This is a genomic window from Peribacillus muralis (assembly GCF_001439925.1).
Classification (GTDB): Bacteria; Bacillota; Bacilli; order Bacillales; family DSM-1321; genus Peribacillus; species Peribacillus muralis.
On sequence record NZ_LMBV01000014.1, the window covers coordinates 84685 to 109812 of the forward strand.

The window sequence follows — 25128 nt, forward strand, 5'->3', positions numbered from 1 at the left end:
ACTGTTATCTACGAAATATAGAATTTATCTACGAATATTGCTCTTTTTTCTACGAAAAACAGAATTTATCTACGAATATTGCACTGTTATCTACGAAATATAGAATTTATCTACGAATATTGCACTTTTATCTACGAAATATAGAATTTATCTACGAATATTGCTCTTTTTTCTACGAAATATAGAATTTATCTACGAANNNATCTGCGAAAAATAGGATATATGTGTAAGTGGTACAGTACGAGTTTCGCCGATTGTTACATTAAATAGTCATTTGCAACAAAAGCACTCAAATAAGATCTGACTTATTCCATACTATTTCTGATTTTTTCAGGAATCATTACAACTTCCCGTTTTTAAATCAACAGGTTAAAAGTCTCATCAATACATTCTTCCCAATACTCTATATGCTTTTTATCAATCCAGTGGTTTGAATCCTGCACTTCTTGACCGCCTAAACCTTGCACCGAATACCAATATAAATACTCTTCTCCGTTTATATGTTCTCTAAATTTAGTTTCAACATACATCTTCTCGCCTTCAAGGGTAACAAGGACATCATTCATATTATCGTTTAAAAATCTTAACCATTGATCTACACAATCTGATTTACCCTCTTTAACTTTAAATCTTGTTAATTCTATATCCATAATTATCCTCCGATTAATTAGTAATCTTGTTCACGTAACAAACTTAAAATTAAACTAACTGTGCTCCATCTGTCTCCAATGTGAATAAGTATTGAAATAACTTTGTAACTGCAGGGTATATTCAGCTCATAAACTGGAGACAAACTGGTTTTTTGAAACGAAGAACTTATCTGTTAAATGAAATAATCTATATACCTTATGCCTTTTGGCTGAGAATCTAAATCGAGACTTTTTTATTATACGCCTCGCCATTTTCAATAGGTGAATCTACCTTTTCTTCATCGTGTACATTACTATCCTCTGTTTAAGTTTCGTGTATTTTATTTATATTGCTCCCTCTTAATCTTAATTATTATTTAAGTTTTACATTATATCCCTTTATTTGCCTTTCACTTTTTTTAAAATCCATACAAATAATTACTTTTATCTGATTGCTTATTCTAACAGGCTACTCTGCTAACTTAGCACATTCTCTTTATCATGAAGCTAAGACTATTCAAGAGTAGATTATTCAACAGCAGCTAGACATAACCCGCTCTGACAAACTCAAGGCCCATAAATTCTCCAAACCACTCACCACCGCGACTTCGCTTCATAATCTGTAACTAGGCACATTTATGAGGGGGACGGAACATGGGACTGGAGTTGACGGCACTCCACTGGATTTATGTTGTATTCATTGTACTGATCATTGGATTTATGGTAAAGCGTCGGGATACGACCCTCATTTGCATCATTGGGATTTTCCTGTTGGCGTTGGTGGCCACAGGCAGTTTAGCTTCCTCGATAAGTGGGGTATTCAACAGCTTCATATTCGCCATTACGGAATTAATGTCGACGATATTGATCATTTCCATCATTGTCGCCATGAGCACGGTGTTGACCAAGTCCGGAATCAATGATGTCATGATTGCACCTTTTGCTAAATTCATTAAAAACCCTGCACTTGCCTTTTGGATAATCGGGATCATCATGATGATCATATCGTGGTTTTTCTGGCCCTCACCTGCAGTTGCCTTACTTGGCGCGGTCCTGCTTCCCGTAGCTTTACGGGCAGGTTTGCCGGCACTCGGCGTGGCCATGGCAATGAACCTTTTTGGTCACGGAATCGCATTGTCTGGGGATTTCATCATTCAAGCTGCTCCAAAACTAACGGCGGACGCGGCTTCGATACTAGTTGGTGATGTCATCGCCGCCAGCATTCCCCTTGTCATTACAATGGGGGTTGTCACCACCCTCTCCGCTTTTATCCTCTTGAAGCGGGATATGAAACTTGGAAGAATCAAGGCACCGGATAATGCGGGCATCGTCCAGGATCAAGCAGAAAGTGAAGAACTGCTCACTCTGGCACAAAAGAAGTTCTTTGCCGTTTTCATTCCGTTCGCTTTTCTGCTCGATGTGGTGGCGTTGTCGGTTTTGAAGCTACAAGGCGGAGATGCAACGGCGTTGGTTGGCGGTACAGCGGTTTTCATTTTACTGATTTTATCTCTTGTGGCACATAAACAACAAGGGCTCGAAAAATCGACGGCTTATTTAATTCAGGGCTTTCAATTTGGCTTCAAGGTCTTCGGTCCGGTCATTCCAATCGCTGCCTTCTTCTATTTAGGTGATTCCGGATTCAACAAAATCATCGGAGATTTTTTACCAAAAACTTCGCTCGGCATCGTCAATGACCTCGGTGCCTCCTTAGCGGCCTCTGTTCCTTTGACGAAGGAGATCGCCGCCTTTACATTAACCGGAATCGGAGCCATCACTGGTCTCGATGGGTCGGGCTTCTCAGGCATTTCCTTAGCGGGGTCGGTTGCCAATCTTTTTGGCACGGCCATTGGCAGTGGTACCGCTACCTTGACTGCACTAGGCCAAATCACTGCAATCTGGGTCGGCGGAGGCACCTTGATTCCATGGGCATTGATACCTGCCGCCGCGATATGTAATGTCAGCCCCTTCGAACTCGCGCGCCGAAATCTTCTGCCGGTGACCATCGGCTTGGCAGTCACTACCATTGTCGCGATGTTTCTTATTTAATTGTTAGTTGTCATGTTCGTCGGCTTTCAAGCACTACAAAACTATTTTTGTTCCTATAAATGAACGGCATCTCCAAGGTTATTTAACTATTGGAGATGCAATTTTTTAAGATACAGCTTTAAAGTACATGGAAGGACATGCTTCATTTTATACAGATTACACTCTGCTTTTTATCCAAGAGCGACTTACTTATATGAACGAATATCTCCATTATATGCTCTAGCTACATCCACGTTATGGTAGACGGCAATACACTCTTCCACCTACGTTTTAAATGGCACATTTCTTCCCTTTAATAGTAGAAACATTGCATTACGTATCTAAAAAACACACTTTACCTAATTTTCCAAATATTCTTTACATTGGATCTAGTTGTTGTATATAATGTACTTGTGTTTGTATACAAATTCAGGAAGAATATTAATATTATCTCTCTTTGAAATGATGTAATCGAAGGTGTGAAAAAGCGGATGCAAGAAAGGGATGGAAGTTCCATGATAAAGATAGTTTCTGAAATCAAAAGGCTAGATCCTAAAGTAACCAAACAATTAGAAGCGATTTCACCAAGTGATTATGGACACAGTATCAATTTTCAATTAATCAGTGCAAGAAAAATAAAGCCTTTATTTCCTATCGAAGGAAATTTTGCAGGACCAGCTGTTACGGTTAGGATTCCTCCAAACGATGGTTTATTAATCAATAAGGCGTTAGATGTGGTGCAACCTGGAGATGTTTTAGTCATTGATATGAACGAAGAAGAAAGATTTGCTTGTTGGGGAGAAATTACTACTAAATTGGCTATGGAAAAAGGAGTAATCGCTGCCATTATCAACGGGCCTGTAACAGATACCAAAACTATTATCGATCTACAATTCAATGTGTTTTCTTACGCTGTTTCCCCTTTAACAACTAAAGTCTACAGTATTGGCGGCGACGTAAACGTACCAGTTTCCATTTCTGGTTGTATTATAAACCCAGGTGATATCATTGTCGGAAGTAATGATGGCTTATTAGTGGTACCAAAAGATGAAGCATTGGCTTATCTGGAAATTGGCAAAAAAGAACAAGCAGCAGATGAACAACGGCGGCTAGATTTAGAGCAGCTAGGTGCAGAGAAGTATTTACGCCGCTTCGATCCATTATGGGATAAGGCAATTGAAAAGAATAAGAACCTATAGTTTCCATTTGTACGGTTTATCCTAAATAGGGAGAGGATATATTGGGGAATATAGCCACTAAAAATCATTTAGATACGCTACCGGCAAAAGAAAATAGGGCTGCGTTGGGGACTTGCTTTCATTTTCTTCATTATAGGATTTATCGCTTACATGGATCGTTCTAATATTTCTATCGTCGCTGTACCTATGATGAAAGATTTAGGATTGAATAAAGTTGAATTTGGAATGTTATCTTCACTGTTTTATTTAGGGTATTGTTTTGCACAAATTCCCGGGGGTATGCTTGCGGAAAGATTTGGAGCGAGAAACATAGTGACCATCGCGGTTGCATGGTGGTCATTATTTACAGCCTTAACGGCTGCAACTGCCAACTATGCTATATTATGCGTCGTCAGATTTTTCTTTGGAGCTGGTGAAGGACCCATGTATCCAGGGAATGCTGTTTTCAACTCTTACTGGTTTCAGAAGCATGAAAAAGGACGTGCTTCTAGTGCGTTGTTGGCTGGTTCTTTCTTCGGGCCGGTTGTAGCACCTGGGATATCAGTAGTCATAATGGCATGGTTAGGGTGGCACGGAGTATTTTATGTCTTTGCTCTTCTTGGCATTGTGGTCGCTTTGCTTTGGTATATTGTTGGACGAAATAAACCAGAAGAACACCCGTGGATTACCGACAGAGAAAGAAACCTTATTCTTGAAAACCGCAGCATTTCCAGCAGTCAGAAAAAAGTGGCTCCTTGGAAACAGTATTTAAAAAATTACAGGTTCTGGGCGGTAGGCGTACAATATCTTGTTGTAATTTATATGAATACGTTCTTTTTAACATGGCTGCCTACATATTTGATGGAAGCGCGTAATTTTTCCTTAAATGAAATGGGATTCGCTGCTAGTTTTCCTTGGTTAGCAATCTGTCTCTCTGTTCTGATCGGCGGTGCTGTTTCAGATAAGTTGCTGGAAAAAACAAACTCTCGTATGCTTGCACGTGGAGGAATGGCCATAGTCGGGTTCGTCTTATTCATTGCAGGACTGTATCTTGCGGCATACTCGATTAGTCCTTGGGCAAATGTTGTCTGGTTGACAGTAGCACTCGGTGCATTGGGTCTTCCTATTGTTGCTTCATGGGCTATTGCGAATGACTTGGGTCAGGAATTTTCAGGTTCCGTAAGTGGTTGGATGAATACGTGGGGAGCTTTTGGGGGAATCGCGTCTCCAATTATTTGTGGATGGCTTGCACAAGAGATGGGTTGGAATATCACTCTTTTAATCAACATCATTCCTGTCATATTTGCAGCTTTATTATGGTTCTTAATCAAGCCAGATCGACCATTGGTCTCGTTGGAAAATAAATGACTAATCAAAGTAGATGAGCTAAAAAAGGGAGTGGGGCAGAGGAACTCCATTAAATATAAGCATAATTAACCCTCAAGTATATTGAAATCAAAAAGACTTTTCTCACATTGAGTAAAGTTTTTTTGATTATTTTCTAATAAACTACTATCGAGAGTTACGTATCTTCTGCCCCCCCAAAAAAAGACTGCCGAAGCAGCCTTTATATGTTACAAGTAAATTATAGGTTAACCACTTTTTTATTTTCTTCTTCATCTGCCTGAACACCAACAGGTACACGCTTGCCCATTCCAAAAGCGTAAAAACTAATGACTACGATTGCTAGAAAGACAATACCTGCAATAAGCGAAATACGGGTTTCATTATTAAACCACATGCCGACTAATACCATAATCAAGTAGGCGATGGTCAAGTAGTTCGTTACAGGTGCAAAAGGCATTTTGAATGGGTGATTGACCATTGCTGCTTTATTGATTTTCCTGAATTTAATTTGGCTTATCAGGATGACAAACCATGGAATCATTCCAGGAAGTACACTTGCACTGTACACATACACAAATAGGTTTTTTGGTGCAATATAGCTTAACACGACTCCAATTGCCAATCCGATGATCACACCGAACGTACCGAATAAAGGAACGCCGCTTTGCGATACTTTTGTAAAAGATTTAGGTGCTTGTCCATTCATACCTAATGTATAAAGCATGCGTCCTGCACTGTAAATACCGCTATTGCAGCCGGACATGGCCGCTGTGATGACAACAAAGTTAATGATTCCTGCAGCTGCCGTGATACCGACCTTCGCGAAGGTGGCCACGAACGGGCTGCCAATTGCAGTTAGTTGGTCCCAAGGGTAAACAGTTACAATAACGAAGATTGCACCGATATAGAAGATCAGGATACGCCAAATTGTACTTTGGATCGCTTTAGTTATCGTGTTTTGTGGATCTTTTGCTTCGCCAGCTGTAATCCCGATCAGTTCCACACCTTGATATGCAGCCACGACAAGTGATAACGCAAAGAAGAATCCTTTCCAACCGCCTGTAAACCATCCACCATGTTCCCAAAGATTTGATAGCCCAATTGCGTCTCCGCCGTTACCTAAGCCGAAGAAAATAAGTCCAAATCCTGCAACGATCATTAAGACGATTGTTACGATTTTAACCAGTGAAAACCAAAACTCGATTTCACCAAAGGATTTAACGGAAATCAGATTCGCTGCACCAAGGATCACCATGGCAATCAAACCTGGTATCCATGCAGGAAGGTCAGGGAACCAATACTGCATGTACGTCCCGACTGCGATGATTTCAGCCATCCCAACAACGACCCATTGGAACCAGTTACTCCAAGCAGTCATATACCCTGCCAATGGATGGATATATTTATAACCAAATGTCGCAAAAGAGCCTGTACTTGGCTCTAAATATAGCATTTCCCCCATTGCACGCATGATCAAGAAGATGAATAAACCTGAGATTGCATAAGCTAACATAACAGACGGACCTGTCCATTTGATCGCGCTGGCTGATCCCATGAATAAACCAACACCAATAGTGCCGCCCAAAGCGATCATCTGAATATGACGACCTTTCAAGTCTCTATTCAATTCTTTGTTTGCCATTCCATTTCCCCCTACACTGCTAATCAGTCAATTTTGCTACAAACCCCGATGCAAACATTTGATTCCGAAGTGATCAAGCGAGCTTCTTCGTACACTTTAAAAATCAATTTCCTCTTCAAGTTCAAGCATTGCTGATAGATTGAAAGATTCATACGAATTTTCAAATTTATCAGCTTAGAATGAAAATTAAGCGGTAAGCGCTTACTTTTTAATGATTTAAAAAGTGTATCATTCAAGCTCTAAAAAAAACCACGACTTTAATAAAATAACCCGAATAAAAGAGTCTTGCAACTCTTTTATTCAGATTTGGTTAAATTATGCGGTAATTAGCAATGACTTAAAACCCAGCTTTACCAGCATATCCTTCGTCATTTTCTCGAGATCGTATTCCGCTTTGAATCCCCACTCTTCCTTTGCACTGGTTGAGTCTATTCTATTCGGCCAGCTATCGGCAATGGATTGTCTTACAGGATCGACCTCATAATTCATGACAAAGTCAGGAATATGCTTTTTAATCTCGGCAGCAATTTGTTCCGGGTCAAAGCTCATGGCCGATACATTGAAAGAATTCCGGTGTTTAAGCTTGGCGGCATCGGCCTCCATCAATCCCATGATGGCAGCTAATGCGTCAGGCATATACATCATATCCATATACGTTCCCTTATCAATGTAGGAAGTGTATTTCTTATTTTTAATCGCCTCATAATAAATTTCAACCGCATAATCGGTAGTTCCGCCGCCTGGAGGTGTCACATAGGAAATCAGCCCCGGGAAACGAAGACCTCTCGTATCAACGCCGAATTTATGATAGTAATAATCACATAGCAGTTCTCCCGATACTTTGTTCACTCCATACATGGTATTTGGGCGTTGTATCGTGTCTTGCGGTGTGCAATCTTTAGGTGTGGTTGGACCAAACGCGCCTATCGAGCTTGGTGTAAACAAGCGGCAATTGAGCTCCCGCGCCGTTTCCAAAGCATTCACCAATCCACCCATGTTCAAATTCCAGGCTAACAGCGGCTTCTTCTCGGCGGTTGCTGACAATAAAGCAGCTAGGTGAATAATGGTATCCACTTCATGTTTCTTGGCTATGTTGAACATCTCTTTTTCATCCGTAACATCCAAAAGCTCAAATGGTCCCGATTGGACAACGGCACTCTCCGTTTTTCGTATATCCGTTGCAACGACATTGTCGGTTCCGTAAATCTCTCTCATTTTCAGCGTCAGTTCTGAACCAATTTGTCCTAAAGCCCCTGTAACCAAAACCTTTTTCATCAAAAATCCCTCCCCTTTGTAATCCCAGCAAGCAAAATATCCTCTTAGATAATCGACATCTCTTTTCCAACTTTTTCATAAATCGCTATCGCACGATCGAGCATCTCTTTAGTATGGGCCGCGGTCGGCATATTCCTCACCCTACCTGTTCCCCTTGGTACGGTAGGGAATACGATCGACTTAGCGTACACACCTTCTTCAATCAGCCTCTTGCTGAATTGCTGTGTTTTTGCTTCATCGCCAATAATGCAAGGCGTGATCGGTGTTTCGCTTTCGCCGATATCAAACCCTAATTCCTTAAGGCCTTTTTTCAAGTAAGCGCTATTTTCCCACAGCTTATTTTGAAGTTCCGAGCTGTTCATCAAGATATCGATGGCTTCTATACTCGAAGCTACTGCTCCAGGTGTGACAGCCGTTGAAAATAAAAATGGACGGCTTCTCACTTTCAACCAATCGATCAAATCCTTCTTACCTGCTACATAGCCTCCAACGACACCAATCGCTTTCGATAATGTGCCAATTTGGAAATCGACTTTATCCGATAAGCCAAAATGTTTTACCGTCCCGGCACCATTGCCCAATACACCAGAACCATGCGCATCATCCACATACGTAATTAAGTCGAACTCTTCGGCAATCTCCACAATTTCTGGAAGCTTGGCAATATCCCCGTCCATGGAGAACACTCCATCGGTAATGACCATGACCTTGTTATACAATCCCGACTCTTTTGCTTGACGTGCCTTTGATCGTAAATCCTCCATATCCGAATGGATGAATGGAATGATTTTCGCTTTGGACAAACGGCATCCATCAATGATTGAAGCGTGGTTCAGTTCATCTGAAAGAATGGCATCATTCTTATCCATCACTCCTGAAATCGCTGCCATATTACAATTAAATCCAGATTGATAAGCAATCGCTGCTTCCGTATGTTTAAATTCCGCCAGCTTTTCTTCCAATTTGACATGGATATCCAGCGTTCCATTGATCGTACGAACCGCCCCGGCTCCGACACCATATTTCTTCGTCGCTTCGATGCAAGCATCAATCAATCGTTGATCCGTGGCTAAACCTAAATAGTTATTGGATGATAAATTGATCAGTTCTCTCCCTGCAATGGAGATCTCCGGACCGTTTGGACCTTCTACCGGATCGATAACGTTGTAAAGCCCTTTATCTTTTAAATCGTTCAAATTATCTGTTAAAAATTTATTTAATGATTCACTAGTCATTTCATGTACCCCCTCATTATTGGTTGGAATAAATGCTGATTTACTCCTATTCTAAAAACAAGCATTTAAGAATATTGAATTTCAATATTATAAAGAAAATACAAGTGTCTTCTCTAGAAACACAACTCTAAATAACATAAATCCTTTTATATTAGGAGTTATACCCACCATAATAATAGAAAAATATATTGTTGTCCATATTGTGCGGACAAAAAAATATGAAATCATTGTAGTCTTGAATACAGATTCACTCTAAAATCCGTTAAAATCATTGAAGTCCCACTTACATTTCAACCGTGAAATTACCAATCTATTTATTGAGATATCCGAGTGAAAATGAAGAAATTATCACGATTTTTTTTCTGGATTTCAATAAAAAAAGCAGAAGCGATCACCTGCTTTTTGTACCGTTTCACTCCAGCTACATGTGGACAATTGGAATTCTATATTCTTTTTCATGCACAGTGGAATGAAACGGTCGAAGTCATATTACTCCAAATCTGTGGGCAATTAGAAACTATCTTCGGTTTAAGGCCTAGGGGAGTGGAAATTCCCGGTTAAATTTCACAAACAAAAAAACGTAAACACCCTAATGATTATCGAGGGTGTTTACGGTATGAAATCCCCATTACTGCGAGGGTTTAATTTATTTTCCCCAATGCTTCCTTGATACTGCCGTATACTTCGTCCCAAAGGTTGCTATCCTCAGAAAATGCCTTTGTAATCTTTTTAAATACATCTTTTTGCTCGGCCTCAAAACGTTCATCATCCTTAGCTGGCAGCACTGAACGCAGCTCCATGACATAGTCCTGTACTCTAGGCGCACGAGGTCCCCAAACAGCTCTTTCCTCGCCAAGCTTATCAATGAATATAAAGATGGGAATGGAACGAGCTGTTCCATTCGTTAAGTATTGATCCATCAGTTCAAGGTTTTCATCTCGTAAAACCATGCGCGTCTCGACATTCGCCGCTTCCGCAATATTCAACAGAATCGGTATATTCATCATTGCGTCTCCGCACCATTCTTCAGTAATAACAATGGCCCGAAGCTCTTTCGCTTTCAATTCATCAAAAAAATTCTGATCTTCCGCAGAAACGGAAAAACGCTCATGTATCGACTGCAAGCTCTCTTTATGCACTTTCATGGAAGAAACAAATTCTTCAGCAGGAATGCCCTTTTTAAACCATTCATTCAGTGTCGTCATCTTTTTGCTCCTATCTTTTTTTAAAGTTAAAAGTACCATAAATCACGGACTATTTCATTGTCTACACTCTGACAGCCGATCCAATTGAAAGTTAAATATGGACAAATTGGTAAATGAAAACCATGTTTTTTTTCCAGTGTAAAGGGAACTTAATATAAATCGATAGCTTGATAGCTTGCTATCTAACTTTCTGCTATTCATTTAAAAAAAGCAATATAGGAGTTGAAATTCGTGGAAGGTATTCTCTTGGCACTTCTCCCCGCTTTGACATGGGGCAGCTTGGTGCTTGTTTCCGAAAAACTTGGAGGCAGTTCTTATAATCAAACACTTGGCATTACAGTCGGCTCTTTGCTTTTCGCTATCGTGATGTCTTTCGTCAATCCCCCGGAATGGAGCAGTACAGTTTGGATCGTCGGCATCATATCCGGAATAGGATGGGCTTTTGGGCAGTTATTTCAGTTTAATAGCGTCAAAGAAATCGGGGTATCTAAAACAGTTCCCATATCGACAGGGCTGCAAATTTTAGGAAATACTTTCTTTGCCGTTATCATTTTCAGGGAATGGAATGACAAGCTTACAATCATCATCGGCATCGTTGCAATCATCTGCTTGATTACGGGTGTTTTGCTTACAAGCTACGGCGACGGTGCTGAAAAAAAACGAGGAAGCATGAAAAAAGGGATTTTTTATCTTGCGATTTCAACAGCTGGTTATGTTACATATGTTATCGTGGTCAGATGGAATGAAGTGGACGGATGGTCCGCGATCCTGCCGCAAGCAATCGGCATGTTCCTCGCTGCCCTGCTGCTATCCCTCAAGCATAAACCGTTCAATAAATACGCTGGAAGAAATATCCTGACAGGGCTAATGTGGGCAGTCGGAAATATCGGCCTTCTGCTTGCTAATCCAAAGGTTGGTGTCGCCATTGCCTTCTCCTTTTCCCAAATGGGGATCGTCATTTCCACTTTAGGCGGGATCTTTCTCTTAGGGGAGAAAAAATCGAAAAAGCAAATGACCTTCGTCATCATTGGATGTGTGCTCGTCATTGCTGGCGGCGTCATGATCGGCTTTACAAAAGAATGATTAAAGGAGTGATTTATCATGTATAAAGATTTAGAGAAAAAAGTGGTCGTCATCACCGGGGCTGCAAAAGGGTTAGGAAAAGCCATGGCCGAAAGGTTCGGTAAGGAAAAGGCACATGTAATCTTGAACTATCACACTGAAAATGACGATCATAAGCATATCATCAAAACGATCGAAGCAGCCGGCGGCAAAGCGGCGTCCATCCAAGGCGACGTTTCGAAGGAAGATGATGTGAAGAAGTTGCTTTCATTCGCTGCCGATACGTTCGGTACAATCGACATCATGATCAACAATGCGGGTATTGAAAATGAAGTGCCCAGTGAAAAATTGACACTTGAAGATTGGCAAAAGGTCATTGATGTAAATTTAACCGGGATGTTCTTGGCAAGCAGGGAAGCGATCGGTTATATGTTAGATCATGACATTAAGGGAAATATCATAAACATGTCCTCCGTTCATGATCGAATTCCTTGGCCTCATTTTGTCCACTATGCAGCAAGTAAAGGCGGAGTGAAGATGATGACGGAAACCCTTGCACTTGAGTACGCCCCTAAAGGGATTCGCATCAATAACATATCCCCTGGCGCAATTGACACACCCATCAATGCCGAGAAGTTCAATGACCCAAAAGCTAAACAAGAGGTCATCGACTTAATTCCAATGGGGTATATCGGTAAACCGGAACAAATTGCCGCTTGTGCTGCTTGGCTAGCTTCAGCTGAATCAAGCTACGTAACGGGCATGACATTATACGCTGATGGAGGAATGACCAAATATCCCGGATTCCAAGCAGGAAAAGGCTGATCGTTTGTACGTAAGGCAGCTTGTATCGGAATAGAAAAAAGAAATTCAGAGACTGGGGATTCCCTTTGTCTCTCATTCCTTTGCCCTTACCTTATAGTGGACTCTAGTCGAAAGCGATCCGGATTTGTCCATTGGAACAAACCCTCTCCCCATCAAAACAAACTGCTACTATCTCATTTAAAGGTGCCTGACACTGATTCTACATCATGTCTGTCACCTTGTTTTTTTATGTCTACCATTTACCATGGCTATTCAATAAATCCTTGGCACTTTCAAATAAAAAATATATGAATTAACAAATATTCATATAAAGATCAAAAAGATAAGTACTCCTTATCCTTAACTTGTCCGGCTGCTCCAATCAACGTTAAACAGTTTCGTTCTAAAAACCATCTTTACGAGAAGGTCCTTCTTTAACAATTAAAAAAGCGCCTGCGCTCCGACAGACCTTCTCTTGAAATCATCTTATATTTCGTTCTACCTCATTCAATCACTTTTGCATTACTATAAAGTTTACAAAAAGAAAATACCTGTTGGGATTGTTGGGATCAGTTTTACTTCTTTTCACTATCGCAAGTAGAACTTTTTTATCTCTTTATAGAATTCGCTCTGGACATGTATATATATTAAAAGATTCTTGACGAATGAAGCCTACTGTCGTAATTCCTAAGTCTTCTGCTAACTCTAGCGCCAATTCAGTAGGAGCGGATTTTGACAGTACTATTTCACAACCTATTTTCGCCACCTTCAATAAAATTTCTGAAGATATCCGCCCGCTGAAAACAATAATTTTATTACCGATCGGGATGTCATTTTTCAAGCAATATCCGTATATTTTATCCAACGCATTATGCCTTCCTATATCCATGCGGCTTATCATGAAATCTTCGACATCACATAAGGAGGCGTTATGAACTCCTCCTGTATCGTGGAAAATAGTAGCTGATTCCTGTAAGTTCCTCATCAAACGCAGACAATCGTCCGTTGAGATTTTCACGCGGATTTCGTTCATTTTCTTGGCAGTCAAAGCATCATTGACAAAAACGAACCCTTGTCTGCTCATTCCACAGCAAGAAGTAATGTAACGTTTGTTCTGGAAGCTTTGATAGTAAGGATTCAGCTTATCTACTTTCACATGTACATACCCTTCTTTTTCTTGAAACCAAATATCTTTAATCTCCTCATATCTACTGATGATTCCTTCCGATGCTAAGTAGCCGATGACCATATCTTCAATGTATTCCGGTGTACAGACCATCGTAACGACTTCTTGTTCATTGATTTTTACCGTAACAGGGAACTCTGTAACAATTATATCCTCGGCCCTTTTAAACTGCCCATTCAAAAATTTAACGATCTCTCTTTTCCTCACTGTTGGTTTCATATATTAATCATCCTTAACATTTTATTTTTCTTTCTAAACATTTTTCATGTCTTATCGGTATATTCATGAATTACAGCTTCCGATATTTCACAAAGGCAGGATACCTTCTTCCTCTTGATTAGGAGGAGAAAATCATATAAAGGGTTCGCTTAACATTGTCAGCAAGTGATCGCTTACTGTGAATAAGGTTGTACGGATGCACTGTTCACGCAAAGATACCTTTTCAACTATCCTATCATTTTCCACTTGTATCCATCAGCCAAAAATAACTTATTGACCGATAGATTAATAAATGATAAGATTCGACTATTATTTTATAAGTATCATGAATGTTTCGGCTGTGGAAGAGCCTCTTTCACGGCAGGACATTTGTTGACAACCGCATACAAGCAAGCGATGAATGCTATGGATGACACTATAGCAGGAGCAGCTTCTGGAGAGACTGTACAAGATGCAGCGCCGAAGGATTCACTATCTCAGGCAAAAGGACAGAAGAGTAACGAATGATAAATTGTTATTCTAAAACCCTTTAAGAGATTGGTATTATCCAATCTCTTTTTTTATTGTCCACAAAACAAGGCGACGATTCACGTCCCTCTCTCCAAGACCGTGCCGGCTTGAAAGCATTTTTCACTACTAAGATTTTTTAAAAAATGGGGGAGTATGGATTGGCTAAACAGGAGTTAAAAAGAGATTTAAAGAATCGTCATGTACAATTGATTGCGATAGGAGGAACGATTGGCACCGGTTTATTTTTAGGATCCGGAAAAGCGATTCAAATGGCAGGTCCATCCATCATCTTTTCCTATCTAATAATAGGATTGGCCTTATTTTTTGTCATGAGGGCGTTAGGTGAGCTGCTCTTATCCAATGCAGGGTATACGTCATTCACCGAATTTGCAACAGAATATATCGGACCGTGGGCTGGATTCGTGACAGGATGGACCTATTGGTTCTGTTGGATCATGACTGCAATGGCCGATATCATCGCCGTCGGTGTCTATATGCAATACTGGTTCAAAATCCCTCAATGGATTCCAGCTCTGCTATGCCTTGTCATTCTGTTAGGATTGAACCTTTTGACAGTCAAGCTATTTGGTGAATTGGAATTTTGGTTCGCCATCATTAAAGTGGTCACGATCATCGCCATGATCATCGCAGGAATCATTTTGTTGCTCATCGGCTTCAAGACGAGTACGGGAACGGTTTCCGTTACGAATCTATGGGGTCATGGAGGCATGTTCCCCAATGGCATTTCCGGTTTCCTTTTGTCTTTACAATTGGTCGTCTTCTCCTTTGTAGGGGTCGAATTGGTTGGGGTTTCTGCAGCAGAAACGGCGAACCCGAGAAAAAACATTCCGTCTGCCATCAATAAAATCCCTGTCCGGATTTTACTATTCTATGTTGGCGCCCTATTCGTCATTCTAGTAGTGAACCCTTGGACGCAACTGAAGGCAACGAGCAGCCCATTTGTTGAAGTTTTTGCGTTGATCGGGATTCCTGTCGCTGCTGGAATCATCAACTTCGTCGTTTTGACATCTGCTGCTTCTGCATGCAACAGCGGTTTATTTTCAACAAGCCGAATCCTTTATTCATTAAGCAGGAATGGCGATGCGCCTGCTAAACTGGCACATTTAAATAAACAGGCTGTTCCAAGCAATGCCTTATTCACATCAACAATCGTTGTCTCTATAGGAGCATTATTAAGCAAGCTGATACCGGAACAGGCCTTTACCGTTGTGACGACCATCAGTGCCATCTGTTTCATCTGGGTATGGAGCATCATCTTGATCTCCCATATCAAATATTCAAAAACACGGCCGGACCTAAGGGCTAAATCGACTTTCAGGGCCCCCTTCACGCCCCTGGTCAATTACTTGATCCTAGGATTATTCGTGTTCATCCTGCTGGTCATGCTTGTCGCTGAAGCTACACGACTATCACTGATGATGACGCCGATCTGGTTCATTCTCCTTGTGATTCTTTACAAAAATAAAAAATGATAGCGAAATGATGAAGCCCTTGAACTCATTGGAATTCAGGGCTTTATCCTTCCCATGATTCGGGCTGGTAAAATATATAAGCACCCACATTAAAATTTATATCAAAATAGTGTAAGCTATATAACATCGGCCGATTGCCTAAGAAAGATGGCGAACGCATCACTTTATATAAAACGGAGGGGTTTGTTTAATGAAGATGATCTATATCCTTACACTAGTTCCTTTTATAGGCATACTAGGTTTCCTGCCTTTTGTGAATAGAATAGAACCATATGTATTGGGGATGCCCTTCAATATATTTTGGATGTCGATGTGGGTGGTCCTTACCTCTGTCATTTTGGGCCTCATGTATAAGCTGGATCCAAGGAATCGCGAAGGTGATCAAGAATGAATAGCGCCCTTGTCATTATTTTAGCATTTTTACTTATAGCGATATTTCTAGGCATTCGCTCTTCCAAAGGAAAGGATATGAACCTCGAGCAATGGACGGTCGGCGGACGAGGATTTGGGGCGATATTCGTCTTTTTACTGATGGCCGGTGAAATCTATACGACCTTCTCCTTTCTTGGCGGCAGCGGCTGGGCTTATGGCAAGGGTGCACCTGCCTTATATGTCCTCATTTACATTACGTTGTCTTACGTCTTATCTTATTGGCTCCTACCGGAAATATGGAAATATGCCAAAGAAAATAAACTGATGTCCCAATCGGATTTTTTTGTAAGCAAATACAAGAGCCCGGCTCTCGGAATTTTGGCGGCGATTGTCGGTGTGGTGTCGATGATTCCAGTGATTGTCGTGCAGCTAAGGGGATTGGGAATCATTGTATCAGAAGCATCTTATGGGGCCATCTCCATGTCAGCGGCGGTTTGGATGGGCGCAATCACTCTGACCATTTATGTGATGATATCCGGTATACACGGTTCAGTTTGGACGGCAGTCATTAAAGATATCATGATGATCGCCATTATAGCCTTCTTAGGGATTTATTTGCCGATTCATTACTTTGGTGGGTTTCAGCCGATGTTTGAAGCGATTGATGCGGCCAAGCCCGGTTTTCTGAAACTTCCTGAGCAGGGACTTAGCGTTTCCTGGTTCATCTCCACGGTCATATTGCTCGTATTCGGTTTCTATATGTGGCCCCAGGTTTTCAGTGCGATATATTCTGCGCGAAGTGGGAAGGTATTTCGAAAAAATGCCATCATCAGTCCCATTTATACGCTCATGTTGTTATTTGTCTTTTTTGTCGGATTTACAGCTATATTGAAAGTGCCTGGACTCGTTGGAACAGATGCAGATTTGTCATTGCTGCGTCTTTCGATCGAGACCTTCGATCCATGGTTCATCGGCGTAATTGGCGGAGCCGGATTGCTGACCGCATTGGTTCCTGGATCCATGCTTTTAATGAGCGTCGCTACATTGCTCGCTAACAACGTCTATAAGGAGTTTGCACCGAAAGTATCCGACCGGGATGTAGTCAGATTGGCAAAAATGCTTGTTCCCGTCATAGCCCTTATAGCCGTCTACTTCACCTTAAACGGGGGCGAAACGATGTCAGCATTGATTCTTATGGGATACAGTCTAATTACGCAGCTATTCCCGTCGCTTATCTTTAGTCTGAAGAAGAATAATCCGATCAATAAATATGGCGCATTGGCCGGCATCATCACCGGATTATTCATCGTAACCTGCATTACCCTCAGTTCTTCAACAATAGGAACCTTGCTTCCATCCTTGCCACAAGAAGCGAAAGATTTGAATGTCGGAATCATCGCCTTGGCGGTCAATTTCTTGGTGATGATCACGGTTAGTTTTGTTTTCAGGAAGCAGAAGGTTCAGTCTACACCTAAATCCTTTAACAATATATGAAGCACCTAAAAGGAAATAATACACGAAAGGCTCAGTCAAACAGACTGGGCCTTAGACTGTAGAGAACTCGAAGGATGAAACCCATAGTTTTACTTAGTCCGTTTCATTTCACTGCAGGCACTCCCTTTCCGCGGGCGGTCCGTGTGCCTCCTCGGCTTTCAGCCTGCGGGGTCTCACGTAGACGCGCATTTCCCGCAGGAGTGTCGTTGCCTTCCTTTCCATTCCATTTTGCGTGAACATAAGGATGGCATTTGCCCACAGATTTGAAAGAATTGGACATCTATCGTTTCATTCAACTCTGTATAAAATCTAAGATTAAACCTCTATTACCCGCAGTTGTTTGATTTGTACAATGGACCGTTTCATTTCACTGCAGGCACTTAGCTTTCCAGAGGCGGTCCGGGAGCTCCTCGGCTTACAGCCTGCGGGGTCTCATGTAGACGCGCATTTCCCGCAGGAGTGTCGTTGCCTTCCGTTTCATTCCACTTTGCGTGAACATAAGGATGGCATTCCCTTTGCCCACGAATTTGAAAGAATTGGACATCTATCGTTTCATTCAACTCTGTATGAAATCTAAGATTAAACCTCTATTACCCGCAGTTGTTGGATTTGTACAATGGACCGTTTCATTTCACTGCAGGCACTTAGCTTTCCAGAGGCGGGTTGCCCGCGGTACCTGTAGCACCTGACCCCACCTGTTGCTTGATAACTTCAATAATCGACCAAGGCTTTCCTTCGGTCATTCAAAACGTTGATTTTTTCGTTATATTCCTTCTTCTGTCGTTCTAGTTTTTGTTTTCTATTCACAATCATCCGGGTAACTTCTTTCGGGCTGGGTCCGCCTTGAATGCTTCTTATCTGGACAAAGTATTCGGGAGAGATGATTTTTTTCCATTTGTCTTCTGCTATAGAAACTGAAACGAATTCATTTATCATCTGGTTAATGTTCTTTGTGTCCCAGTCATATAGCTCTTTGCCTTCACTTATCGACCGTTTTGCGATATGGCTTGCTATGGAATGGGCTTTTCTAAAGGATATGTCGTAATCCCTTGATAGCGTATCGGCTAATTCAGTAACCGTTATACAGGATTTTGCGGCCATTTTCTTAGTATGTTCTTCATGTACGTTCAAGGTTGAGATGACGGCGTACATGAGTTTCATGACACGGCTTGCATTCGAAAAGGCTCGATATAAATGCGGCTGTAAATCATCCTCGGTATCGACGATATCACCAAATGGTGTGTTGTGGATCATATTCACTGCAGCAAGTGCATCACCATACGCACTGCTTGCAATCGAACGCGAATGTTCAATTGAAACTGGATTCCTTTTTTGCGGCATGATGCTGCTTACTTGAACATAAGGATCTGCGACAGAAAAGGTGCCATACTCCCTTGTCACATGCTGCAAGAAATCTTGAATCCACCTTCCAGCATTGACCATGCACGTCATGATGGCAGTTGCGGTTTCCAATAAATAATCGGCCCCTCCGATCGAGTCATAGGAATTTTCAATAATTGAATCGAACCCGAGCAGTTCAGCGGTGCGATCCCTGCTGATTGGAAATCCAGTCGTGGTTAATGCCGCCGCACCGAGAGGAGATTGGTTCACCGTTTCATAGGCTGACCATAAACGTTCAACATCTCTTTGAAGTACATCATAAATTGCTAAAAAATAATGGCCTAATGTAGTCGGCTGGGCCGGCTGGGTATGCGTATAACCAGTAATATAGGTTTCTATATGTTTCTCTGCTTGCACCAAGAATGCTTCACTCAATTGGTGTGAATAGCCGATCAATCGGAGTAGATGTCCTCTCAAAACAAGCCGATACATCGCAACGCCCATATCATTACGACTGCGACCGATATGAATCTTTCCAGCTAGCTCATGGCCGATTTCATCGCCAATCTTTGCCTCCATCATGAAAAATAAGTCTTCGAATTGAGGTTGATAAGCTAGCTGGGTGAGATCTGTTTGTGCCACTTTCCTAATTCCATCCAGCATGATTTTTGCTTCTTCTTCTTTAATGATCTTTTGTTCTGAAAGCATGATGACATGTGCACGATGAATATCGAACATCACATGAAATAAGTAATCTCTTTGGTCATTAAAAACAGGCATTAGAAGCTCTTCTACATATGTTTTTCCTGGAAAAACACTACCTTCATTTTTGATAAATTCATCAAGCTTACTCATCTTTGTACCCCCGGTTTATAAGGCTTTCTCTGCCTTGATTCCAAAAAACTTGTTCGAAATATAGAGAACGATGACAATCAGCGTGATTTGAATCATCCCATAGGCAGCTGCCTGCCCCATATTGAACATCCGAAACTGATTCATAATTTCAATGGATATCGGTCTGTTTATAATCGTATACAACAGGACTGAAGTTGGGAATTCTCCGACAGACTCGATAAAGGCCAATAAAGTCCCTGCTAAAACTCCAGGCATAATAATTGGTAAAATGACCTTTCTGAACGTATAAAACCACTTTGCCCCCAAGTTTCGGGCAGCTTCTTCAATTGAGTCATCAAGCTGCTCAAGGACAGCGTTAGTCGAGCGGACAACGAGTGGAATATGTCTGATGAAATACGCAAGTGGCAAAATCCAAAATGTTCCTACGAGTATTTGCCCGAAAGAAAAAACGCTAGGTTCATTAAATGCGAATATCAAGTTCATCCCTATGACCGTTGCGGGCAATGCCCAGGGAATCATGACTAAAATATCAACAAAACTTTTCCCGATGAATTTCCGTTTGACAAGCACATAGGATGCGATGACCCCGAATACCAGATTTGCCAATGTTGCAATAACAGCCATCAGTAAACTATTTCGCAGCGGTTTAAAAATATTAGGATCCTCAAACAAAAGCCTGTAATTTTCCACATTAAATACGGTTGGATACGTTTGGAATGTCCAGGTTCCATCCGGCACAAGAGAAAGCAATAGAATCGTAAAGTGGGGTAAAAGCAGAATCAATACGCCGATGATTCCTATTACGGCCATCACCCACTTTATAAACGGATTTTTCACTTCACTTCTGTGTGCACCAATTCCTTTCGAAGCCATGCGATAATCCTTCCTATTCTGGTACCAACGCATGAATAGTAGAAATGCAATTGAAACGATGGATAAAATGACCGATTGAGTAGCGGCAATCTCCATATCACCATTAATTTTTGAAAAATAGATTTGCAGACTCAACACCCTGTACCCGCCAGCCAATAAAAATGGAGCACTGAAAGAAGCCATTGAAATCATGAAAACAAGCAAAGATGCGGCAACGATGGCAGGTGTCAATAATGGAAAAGTCACCTTCCAAAATACCTTGAATTTATTTGCACCTAAGTTATAAGCAGCTTCTTCTAGCGACGGATCGATTTTATTGATCGCAGCGGATACGGTCATATAAAAATAGACATACATCGTATAGGCATGCACGATCAGGATTCCCGACACCCCGCCGATTTTAAAAGGTACTTTATCGAGCCCTAATAGATCCTTGATGGCATTGGGAATCAATCCCGATTCTCCATATAAAAACATAAAGGCCATAACCCCTACCAATGACGGAAGAACAATCGGCAAAATCGCTGCTGATGAAAAAAAGCTTCTGCCAGGAAAATCGTAACGGTTGAAAATAAATGCGAGTGGTATGCCAATCAAGGCACTGGCCAATACACTTAAAATCGATATATAAACCGAATTCCATAGCGCTTCTAAGTTCGTTTTCGATTCCTGTACGAAAAAGTCCTGATAATTTCCGAGAGATATCGTCCCATCTTTTTGCAAACTTTCAATAAAGGTCCTCAATGATGGATAGAGAACATACGCTACGAGCACTAATACAACTGGTATAAGCAGCCAAATCGTCAATCTCGTATCACGATTTTTAATCATGGAGCATCACCGCTTATGACTGGAATGAGGCGAAGCTGTTTTTCAGGAAGTTGGACATACACTTCTTTTCCTTGATAAAAGTATCCAAATTCATGTGTATTGAATACGTCAACCCTTAATAACACGTTTTGAACATCGACCATGACATTCACAACCGACCCAAAGAATTGAACGGAATTGATTTTCCCTTTAAAGATATTCATTCCGTCTTCGTCAGCTTCTAATATCCTGATAGCTTCAGGACGAATCGAAATCGCGAGGTTATCATCAGTCTGTAAAATGGAATCTTCGTCTCCAGTTTTATTTTGAACATATAACCTAACCGGCTGCTCAACGTTCTTAAGAGCAACGACTTTATTTTCTGGTTGAACGCTTTCCACTTGAACCGGTAATAGATTAATTTCACCTATGAAGCTCGCCACAAAGTCATTGGCCGGCTGATTATAAATTTCTGCCGGCGTCCCGACCTGGTGACATACACCATAATTGAACACAGCAATCCGATCACTCATTGATAATGCTTCAGCCTGGTCATGTGTGACATAAATGGTGGTAATTTTATAATCGCGCTGCAACCTTAAGATTTCCACTCTCATTTCATCACGAAGCTTGGCATCCAAATTACTTAATGGTTCATCCAGCAACAATATCTCCGGTTCGATTACAAGTGCTCTCGCAAGGGCCACGCGCTGCTGCTGTCCCCCGCTTAACTGGCTCACTTGACGATTCGAGTAAATCTCCAACCTGACCTTTTGGAGGGCATCCAACACTCTTCTCTTTAATTCAGCTGAAGAAACTTTTCGCACACGCAAGCCAAACGCTACATTTTCAAAAACGGTCATATGAGGAAAGAGGGCATAGTTTTGAAAAACCATGCCTGTATTTCTTTTCTCCGGAGGTACACGCGTCATATCTTTGTCGCCAAATCGGACGACACCTTTTGTTGGATAATAAAAACCGGCAATCATCCGAAGCGTTGTCGTTTTACCGCAGCCACTCGGACCAAGAAAGGTAAAAAACTCCCCTTCTTTAATTTCCAGATTCAAAGAGTCAACAGCTATCGTTTTCCCGAAGGCTTTTTGGACATTCTCTATTTTTATTGAAGCCATCCCAACGACACTTCCTTATTCTTTAATTTCTTTATCTCCGCTTTTAATATTTTCGTCCCAATATTTCATCCATTCGTCACCTTTTTCTTGGAAAACATCCCAATCAATATCCATCGCTTTAATTTCTGTTTCCGTAATCCATTCTGGTAAATCCTTCACATCACTTCTAGTCGGAATCCTGTAAAATTCTTCTGCCAGGGTTTTTGCGGCTTCCGGTGAATTCACAAACTCATAAAAAGCTTCAGCCGCTTTAGGATGCTTGGCGCCTTCAACAACGGCAATGCCTTCAGTCAACACTGGCGTTCCGCTTTCTGGAATGACGAACTCAAACGGATAATTTTTATTTTCTTTAAGCATGACAACATCCGGCATGGCCCAAACGGAAAGTGAGCCCTCCCCTTTAGCTACTTTGTTATACATCATTTCAGGGTTAGCTGAATATTCCTTTGTGTTTTGGTCGAGCTTCTTTAACCAGTCATATCCTTCTTCAGGATCTTTTGTGTCCTTATACGTACGATAGATCATCGCAGAAAAAATCGTCCTCATCGTTCCGGATGCTAATGGATAGCGGATGATGATTTCATCTTTCCACTTCGGATCAAGCAGCTCATCCCAATCTTTCGGTACTTCGTCTTTTGATAATTCTTTGCTGTTATACATAATGACTTCCGGCGTCTGACTCGTTCCCGTCCAATACCATTCCGGATCGTGGAATCCTTGATCGAGGTTCTCGGAATAAGTAGGCTTATAGGCAGCCAACAGCCCATCATCCTTCGCTTGATTAAAGTTCGTGGAAGGTGCCCCCCACCAAACGTCTGCCTGCGGGTTATTTTTCTCTGATCGAACACGGTCAAGGATTTCCTGGGACCCCATGTCAAGCCACTCAACATCAATCCCATATTTATCCTCGAACTGTTTTTCGAATTTTGACAATATATCTTTGCCATGCGGTGAATACACGACAATCTTATCCTCCAATTTTTCTCCCTTGGCTCCACCAGATTCCGTACTCGTTTTCGTGTCAGAGCCACTACACCCGGAAATCAATAGAGCTGCCGATAAGGAAAGTGCTGATACGAACGACTTTTTCCTATTTTGCATTAATAATCCCCCTCATCATGAAAATTCAAAATGCTTTCATGCTCCCTTAAAAATAGGGAAACCGCGCCAAGAACGCCTGCGTTTTCTCCTAGCTGTGAAGTTTTCATTTCTACTAAACTGGGAAGATATCGATCAATGATTTCGCGAATTCTAGGCAAAATGTATTCAGCTGAATGTAATACACCACCTCCTAAAATAATCACCTCTGGATTTAGCAAACTAGCTGCATTCACTATTCCGAAGGCTAAATGTTCGATGGCTTCATCAATTACGGCTAAAGCTGCCGAGTCTCCTTTTTTGGCGAATAAAAAAGCATCCTCCCCTGATAGCCCAGAAGACTGTGCTCGCTCAAATAAAGTATGATGCGGATCCTTAAGAACAGCTCTCGTAAATTGGTCGCCAATTGATTTTCCTCCTGCGACATTTTCCAAATAGCCGTATCTATGGAAAACCGGCTTGAATTCTCGCTTAAGATCCTCTTTGTTCGTTACCATATATCCGATTTCCCCTGCTGCACTTGAAGCCCCTCTGTATATCTGGTTATTCAAGATGATGCCGCTTCCTATCCCCGTGCCAACTGCAATGAACAGTAAATTCCGCTTATTTTGCGCATTTCCCAGCCACTGTTCACCAAGGGCAGCCGCATTTACATCATTATCAATATAAATGGGGAAATTAAAATACCGTTTCGCTTCGGCTATAAATGGATACTGTACCCACCCTAAACTCGGCGCCTCTATGACTAATCCGCTTGCCGTTTGCGTAATACCGGGAATTCCCACCCCCATTCCTAATATCCTGTCTTTCGAAACCTGATTCTTTGCAATTAACCGTTCCGTTTCAATTGCCATTTGCTTAAGAATACCTGCTTGCAAATAAGTGTTTGTTGAAAAACTAGTATCTGCAAGGATGTTGCCGCATAAATCACATAAAACGATTTTCACTTTCGTTCCGCCGATGTCAGTCCCGATGATATAGGCAGCCTTTTCATTAAAAAAGAGCTGGATAGGCCTCCGCCCACCTTGCGAAGAAGATTCTCCTATCCCTTTCTCCACTACCCATTTCTCCTGGATAAGTTCATCCACAGCCAGAGAAACAGTCGGTTTGCTTAACTTAAGCTTAACGGCGATTTCAGCCCTTGAAACGGGTGAACATTCTCGGATGCATGTCATGATTCTTTTCTTATTGACATATTTATGTTGACGGGGTGTTCTTTTTATACTCATCACATCACGGCCTTACCTTATTTAGTTAGTAAAAATGCCTAATCAATTATTGGGAAATTGACTCGTTTAAATCCACTGATTATAATAGTTACTTCTAATCATTTACAAATATAACC

Annotated in this window: 19 protein-coding genes and 1 riboswitch; of the genes, 8 read left to right on the plus strand and 11 right to left on the minus strand. The window is 41.4% G+C overall.

What is annotated here, in order from left to right; translation table 11 throughout:
* Positions 1–356 precede the first annotated feature (356 nt).
* Positions 357–650 (minus strand): DUF6176 family protein, encoded by a 294-nt coding sequence (locus ASU00_RS16530; protein ID WP_057914581.1) that lies wholly within the window; start codon positions 648–650, stop codon positions 357–359.
* A 633-nt stretch (positions 651–1283) separates the two neighbouring features.
* Between ASU00_RS16530 and ASU00_RS16535 the strand changes: the two genes are divergently transcribed.
* The 3 genes from ASU00_RS16535 (at position 1284) to ASU00_RS16545 (ending at position 5200) form a co-directional block, all read left to right on the plus strand.
* Complete coding sequence (locus ASU00_RS16535; RefSeq protein WP_057914582.1) at positions 1284–2675, plus strand: hypothetical protein; 1392 nt, start codon at positions 1284–1286, stop codon at positions 2673–2675.
* Between the two features lie 494 nt (positions 2676–3169).
* A complete protein-coding gene (locus ASU00_RS16540) occupies positions 3170–3853 on the plus strand; it encodes an RraA family protein (RefSeq protein ID WP_161809750.1) in 684 nt (227 codons plus the stop codon).
* A 72-nt stretch (positions 3854–3925) separates the two neighbouring features.
* Positions 3926–5200, plus strand: a complete 1275-nt coding sequence (locus ASU00_RS16545) for an MFS transporter (RefSeq protein WP_057914584.1) — start codon at positions 3926–3928, stop codon at positions 5198–5200.
* A 217-nt stretch (positions 5201–5417) separates the two neighbouring features.
* On the opposite strand, the gene ASU00_RS16550 is transcribed toward ASU00_RS16545, so the two are convergent.
* The 4 genes from ASU00_RS16550 to ASU00_RS16565 form a co-directional block, all read right to left on the minus strand.
* Positions 5418–6821 carry an amino acid permease gene (locus tag ASU00_RS16550; RefSeq protein WP_057914585.1) on the minus strand — a complete coding sequence of 468 codons (1404 nt, stop codon included), beginning with the start codon at positions 6819–6821 and terminating at the stop codon, positions 5418–5420.
* A 315-nt stretch (positions 6822–7136) separates the two neighbouring features.
* Positions 7137–8096 carry an L-threonine 3-dehydrogenase gene (locus ASU00_RS16555; protein WP_057914586.1) on the minus strand — a complete coding sequence of 320 codons (960 nt, stop codon included), beginning with the start codon at positions 8094–8096 and terminating at the stop codon, positions 7137–7139.
* Between the two features lie 44 nt (positions 8097–8140).
* Positions 8141–9331, minus strand: a complete 1191-nt coding sequence (locus ASU00_RS16560; protein WP_057914587.1) for a glycine C-acetyltransferase — start codon at positions 9329–9331, stop codon at positions 8141–8143.
* 641 nt (positions 9332–9972) lie between these two features.
* Complete coding sequence (locus ASU00_RS16565) at positions 9973–10536, minus strand: thioredoxin family protein (RefSeq protein ID WP_057914588.1); 564 nt, start codon at positions 10534–10536, stop codon at positions 9973–9975.
* 231 nt (positions 10537–10767) lie between these two features.
* On the opposite strand from ASU00_RS16565, the gene ASU00_RS16570 reads away from it, so the two are divergent.
* Together ASU00_RS16570 and ASU00_RS16575 are read left to right on the plus strand one after the other, a co-directional pair.
* Positions 10768–11619, plus strand: coding sequence for a GRP family sugar transporter (locus ASU00_RS16570; RefSeq protein ID WP_057914589.1), 852 nt, complete (start codon positions 10768–10770; stop codon positions 11617–11619).
* An 18-nt stretch (positions 11620–11637) separates the two neighbouring features.
* Positions 11638–12423, plus strand: a complete 786-nt coding sequence (locus ASU00_RS16575) for a glucose-1-dehydrogenase (RefSeq protein WP_057914590.1) — start codon at positions 11638–11640, stop codon at positions 12421–12423.
* Between the two features lie 595 nt (positions 12424–13018).
* Here ASU00_RS16575 and fdhD read toward each other — a convergent pair.
* On the minus strand, positions 13019–13807 hold the full coding sequence (gene fdhD / locus ASU00_RS16580) for a formate dehydrogenase accessory sulfurtransferase FdhD (protein WP_057914591.1): 789 nt from the start codon (positions 13805–13807) through the stop codon (positions 13019–13021).
* 423 nt (positions 13808–14230) lie between these two features.
* Positions 14231–14309: riboswitch (glycine riboswitch) on the plus strand.
* 166 nt (positions 14310–14475) lie between these two features.
* On the opposite strand from fdhD, the gene ASU00_RS16585 reads away from it, so the two are divergent.
* The 3 genes from ASU00_RS16585 to ASU00_RS16595 all read left to right on the plus strand — a co-directional run bounded on the left by ASU00_RS16585 (position 14476) and on the right by ASU00_RS16595 (position 17676).
* Positions 14476–15810 carry an amino acid permease gene (locus tag ASU00_RS16585; protein WP_057914592.1) on the plus strand — a complete coding sequence of 445 codons (1335 nt, stop codon included), beginning with the start codon at positions 14476–14478 and terminating at the stop codon, positions 15808–15810.
* A 190-nt stretch (positions 15811–16000) separates the two neighbouring features.
* Positions 16001–16201, plus strand: coding sequence for a DUF3311 domain-containing protein (locus tag ASU00_RS16590; RefSeq protein ID WP_057914593.1), 201 nt, complete (start codon positions 16001–16003; stop codon positions 16199–16201).
* Complete coding sequence (locus tag ASU00_RS16595; RefSeq protein WP_057914594.1) at positions 16198–17676, plus strand: sodium:solute symporter family protein; 1479 nt, start codon at positions 16198–16200, stop codon at positions 17674–17676. Before ASU00_RS16590 ends, ASU00_RS16595 begins: the two co-directional genes overlap by 4 nt.
* Before the next feature lie 711 nt (positions 17677–18387).
* Here the strand turns inward: ASU00_RS16595 and argH are convergent.
* Genes argH through ASU00_RS16620 form a run of 5 tightly spaced genes read right to left on the minus strand, consistent with a single transcriptional unit; the run spans position 18388 to position 25012 of the window.
* A complete protein-coding gene (argH, locus tag ASU00_RS16600) occupies positions 18388–19872 on the minus strand; it encodes an argininosuccinate lyase (RefSeq protein WP_057914595.1) in 1485 nt (494 codons plus the stop codon).
* A gap of 15 nt (positions 19873–19887) precedes the next feature.
* On the minus strand, positions 19888–21576 hold the full coding sequence (locus ASU00_RS16605; RefSeq protein WP_057914596.1) for an ABC transporter permease: 1689 nt from the start codon (positions 21574–21576) through the stop codon (positions 19888–19890).
* On the minus strand, positions 21573–22685 hold the full coding sequence (locus ASU00_RS16610) for an ABC transporter ATP-binding protein (RefSeq protein WP_057914597.1): 1113 nt from the start codon (positions 22683–22685) through the stop codon (positions 21573–21575). Before ASU00_RS16610 ends, ASU00_RS16605 begins: the two co-directional genes overlap by 4 nt.
* Before the next feature lie 15 nt (positions 22686–22700).
* Entirely contained in the window at positions 22701–23786 is a 1086-nt protein-coding gene (locus ASU00_RS16615) for an extracellular solute-binding protein (protein WP_057914598.1), read from the minus strand.
* A complete protein-coding gene (locus ASU00_RS16620; RefSeq protein WP_057914599.1) occupies positions 23786–25012 on the minus strand; it encodes an ROK family transcriptional regulator in 1227 nt (408 codons plus the stop codon). The genes ASU00_RS16615 and ASU00_RS16620 overlap by 1 nt, the downstream gene beginning before the upstream one ends.
* Positions 25013–25128: the final 116 nt, after the last annotated feature.